Annotated in this window: 4 protein-coding genes and 1 pseudogene; 1 reads left to right on the plus strand and 4 read right to left on the minus strand. The window is 65.3% G+C overall.

Annotation, left to right across the window (positions count from 1 at the left end; all coding sequences use genetic code 11):
• From WBQ44_RS00145 to WBQ44_RS00160, 4 genes and pseudogenes are all read right to left on the minus strand, one after another.
• Nucleotides 1-565 (minus strand): DUF4166 domain-containing protein (locus tag WBQ44_RS00145; protein WP_495564712.1); only part of this gene is annotated, 565 nt, incomplete at its 3' end.
• Nucleotides 562-1015, minus strand: a pseudogene (locus WBQ44_RS00150) (nuclear transport factor 2 family protein). The gene WBQ44_RS00145 and the pseudogene WBQ44_RS00150, both read right to left, overlap by 4 nt.
• Before the next feature lie 78 nt (nt 1016-1093).
• Nucleotides 1094-2893 (minus strand): ABC-F family ATP-binding cassette domain-containing protein, encoded by a 1800-nt coding sequence (locus WBQ44_RS00155; RefSeq protein WP_495564713.1) that lies wholly within the window; start codon nt 2891-2893, stop codon nt 1094-1096.
• Nucleotides 2893-3828, minus strand: a complete 936-nt coding sequence (locus WBQ44_RS00160; RefSeq protein WP_495564714.1) for a 4-(cytidine 5'-diphospho)-2-C-methyl-D-erythritol kinase — start codon at nt 3826-3828, stop codon at nt 2893-2895. Before WBQ44_RS00160 ends, WBQ44_RS00155 begins: the two co-directional genes overlap by 1 nt.
• An 84-nt stretch (nt 3829-3912) precedes the next feature.
• Here WBQ44_RS00160 and WBQ44_RS00165 point away from each other — a divergent pair.
• On the plus strand, nt 3913-4157 hold a 245-nt coding region (locus WBQ44_RS00165), incomplete at its 3' end, for a helix-turn-helix transcriptional regulator (RefSeq protein WP_495564715.1).

Genomic DNA, 4157 nt, shown 5'->3' on the forward strand with positions numbered 1-4157 from the left:
CTACCGGACTCGTGACGTCGATTTGAATGCGATGCCGCTGCTCCTCGTCGTCCCACCACTCGCGCGCGGTGGTCAACGCCGACGCCAACTGCGGAATCTTGACGCCCCTGACTCGCGGCGCGCCACTCTCGAGGATCAACCCGCCCTCTGCGTCGACCTTGCAGCGAGTGTGCACGACCATGTCCGAATGGATGCCCAGGTAGTCGAGGGCATGATCTGCAGGGGAACGCGCGGGCGTGGCCATCACCGAGTTCATGCCCTGCGGTTTACCCACGAACGAGAACCGCCGCACGAACGACAGCGTCTCCCGGCCGATCGCGTCGACGTACGCGTAATTGGCGACGGTGAACGGGACATCGTTCGCCTTCCTCGCCGGGAACAGCCCGCGGCGACCACCGAGCCAGAGAATCGGCGGCGGAACCAACGCCGAATGCGTCATCTCTTCCATCACGCCGACACCCTCTTGGCACCGCTGATCCTCCGACGACAATCCGAACCGCCACTGCACCTTGGGATGCAGGTCGTCGAACGCCGAACCCAGAATCGTGCGAACAATCGACGTCACTGCACGGCCCACATGTTGGCGGTCAATTCGAAACTCGGCATATCCGTCGTCGACACGACGTACTCGTAGGTTCTCTCGTATCCCGTGTGCGCGATCCGCCACTTCCCATCACTACACCGTACGTACCGATCTCGATAGAACGCTGCGCCACGGAGAATCACCTGGTACTCCGGGATGATCACTGTGTCTCCGAGATACCAGATGCCCGTCGCCGCATCACCGTCGACCTCGATCTCCGGGTGATCGCACCGGTGCTCGGTAATCACGTTCTGCCCGAGCGTCGTCTGCATGAACTCGACCAACGCATCCCGCGAAGCGAACCGCAGATGCTCCCCGTAGGTGGCCGTGGCGTCGGGAATCTTCGGTGTCGGCGAAGTCGGACCACGACTTGGTGTCGAGAGCGCGCGCGTACCGATACTTCAACCGATGGATTTCCGCCACGTGGTCGATCGACCGAAAGTAGCCTGCGCCGCCCGGTACCGGGTCGTTTCCGCCTACGACGTTCAGGCGCAACGAGATTGCGCGCTCCTACCCGTCGAGTTCGGCGGCGAGTTCCATCCAGCGCTCTTCGGCGACATCTTTGTCGGCGACGACCTTCTGGAGTTCGGCGTCGAGTTCTACCAGCTTGCTCGGCTCGGTGGCTGCCTGTGCCAGTTCGGCATGCAGGGCGACCTCGCGGTCGGACAACCTGACGACGAGCTTCTCGAGCTTGCTCAGCTCTTTGCGCGCCGCACGTTCGGACGCAGCATCGCGAACTGCTCTCCTCGGAGCGACACCCGTGGTGAGCGAATCGGGGGTCGCATCGGCTGCGATGATCGCGCGCCTGCGCAGGTAGTCCTCGATGCCGCCCGGCAGGTTGGTCAATTTGCCGTCACCGAAGAGCGCCCACGTCGAATCACAGATGCGTTCGATCAGGTACCGGTCGTGACTGATGACGACGAGTGTTCCCGCCCAGCCATCCAAGATGTCTTCGAGTTGCTGCAGGGTGTCGATGTCGAGGTCGTTGGTCGGCTCGTCGAGCAGCAACACGTTCGGCTCGGCCATCAGAACCCGGGTCAGCTGCAGGCGCCTGCGTTCGCCACCGGACAGATCACCGACGGGCGTGCGCTGACGAGCAGGGGTGAACCCCAGCCGTTCGGCGAGCTGGCCGGCAGAGATTTCCTTGTCGCCCAGCGTGATTCGCTCGGCGACTTCTTTGACTGCGTCGAGGACCCGAAGTTTTTTCGGCAGATCGTCCAATTCCTGCTTGAGCCAACCGATCTTGACGGTCTGCCCCTGTATGCGCTTGCCCGCAGCGGGTTCCAACTCCCCCGCCAGCGTGCGAAGCATCGTCGTCTTACCCGAACCGTTGACACCGACGAGTCCGACTCGCTCACCCGGGGCCAGGCGCCAGGTGAAGTCCTTGACCAGCTCGCGGCCGTCGGGGGTCTCGAGCCTGGCGTCCTCGAGCTCGATGACGACCTTGCCCAGCCGACGCTGAGCGAAGGAGGACAGTGCGACCGAGTCGCGCGGCGGTGGCACGTCGGCGATGAGGGCTTCTGCTGCCTCGATGCGGTACTTGGGCTTCGACGTTCGAGCCGGAGCACCGCGGCGCAACCATGCGAGCTCCTTGCGTGCAAGGTTACGACGCCGCTCCTCGGATGCATCCGCCTGGCGTGAACGCTCGGCGCGCGCGAAGACCCAATCGTTGTAGCCACCCTCGTAGGTTTCGATGCCGCCGCCGACGACCTCCCAGGTCTGGTTGGCCACGGTGTCGAGGAACCAGCGATCGTGGGTGACGACGACGAGCGCACTGCGCCGTGCAACCAGGTGCGCGGCGAGCCACTGCACGCCCTCGACGTCGAGATGGTTGGTCGGCTCGTCCAGCACCAGCAGGTCCAAATCCTGCACCAGAGCGGCCGCCAGCGCGACCCGGCGACGTTCACCACCGGACAGGTTGTCGATGGGCGCGTCGAGCCCCGAACTACCTGCCGGCCCCAGGTCGGCGATACCGATGCCGGTCAGAATGTTGCGGACCCGCGAGTCGCCCGCCCACTCGTGCTCGGCCATACCGAGCGGATCGAGAACGACCTGCCCGACGGTCGATCCGGGAGGCAGAACGCCGCGCTGCGTCACCACGGCCATGCGCAATCCGCCGACGCGGCTGACCCGACCCGAATCCGGTGGCTCGATGCCCGCGAGGACCTCGAGGGTGGTCGTCTTGCCGCCGCCGTTGAGGCCGACCATGCCGATACGCTCGCCCTCCTGCACACCGAGGGACACACCGTCGAGCAGCGGTTTGACGCCGAAGGACTTGGAGACGTTTTCGAGATTGACGAGATTGACCATCAGAAAGAACCAATCGATTCGCTAGTAACCACGCGAGCACCCGGAACGGGGCCGCTCGCAACACGCACGGTGCGGCAGACGCCCGCACCGGACAACTCGGCACCCACGGACACCGCGGTGTCGGCGTCGGCGCACAAAAATGCACAGGTGGGGCCGGACCCCGAGACGATGCCCGCAAGAGCACCTGCAGTGACGCCCGCCCGCAGTGTGCGACGCAACTGCGGCAGCAGCGACACGGCCGCCACTTGAAGATCGTTGCCCAACAGCGGCGCCAACGCCTGGGCGTCGCCGCTGACGAGAGCCTGCATCAGCGCGTCGGGCGCGCCGAGCCGAGGAGGCGCCCCCTTGGCGCGGAGCTCGTCGAGTTCACCGAACACCGCCGGCGTCTGCAAGCCGCCCTTTGCCAGAGCGAGGACCCAGTGAAAGGTGTTGCGCGAGAGCACCGGAAGCAACTTCTCCCCTCGCCCCGTACCTACTGCGGTACCGCCGTGCAACACGAACGGCACATCGCTGCCCAGCTCGGCCGCCAGATCGGTGAGCTCCGCGCGCGTCAGCTCCAACTTCCACATCGCATCGAGCGCGACCAACGTGGCGGCTGCATCCGAACTGCCACCGGCCATACCGCCCGCGACCGGAATGCCCTTGTCGATGGTGATCTCCACCAGCGGCTCACGCCCGACGCGATTGCCGAGCAACACCGCGGCCTTCCACACCAGATTGCGTTCGTCCGTCGGCACCGACTGCGCACCCGCACCCTTGACGATGACGCGAAGACCCTGCGCCGGGACCACCGATACCCCGTCGGACAAAGATAAGGCCTGGAACACCGTCGTGAGCTCGTGATAGCCGTCGGCGCGTTGATCGCCGACCGACAGGTGCAGATTGACCTTCGACGGCGCCCTGACAACGACAGGGCTGTGAACGACTGAGAGCACCCGATCAACAGTAGTGGAACCGGAGTGGTGGTCAGAACCATGCAGCGGACCACACCTGTCCGCAATAGCTGCTTTGATCGGTGCATGCAGGAAACATCGGCGCGACTGCTCAAACTGCTGTCTCTGCTCCAGACGCGACGCGACTGGGCAGGGGCCGACCTGGCCGAGCGGCTGAACGTGACACCGCGGACGGTCCGGCGCGACGTCGACAAGCTCCGCGGAATCGGCTACCCCGTCAACGCCACCGCCGGAGTGGGCGGCGGCTACCAACTCGGAGCAGGCGCCGAGATGCCCCCACTGCTGCTCGACGACGACGAAGCCCTCGCGGT

Source organism: Rhodococcus sp. (in: high G+C Gram-positive bacteria) (assembly GCF_049591685.1).
Taxonomy (GTDB): Bacteria; Actinomycetota; Actinomycetes; order Mycobacteriales; family Mycobacteriaceae; genus Rhodococcoides.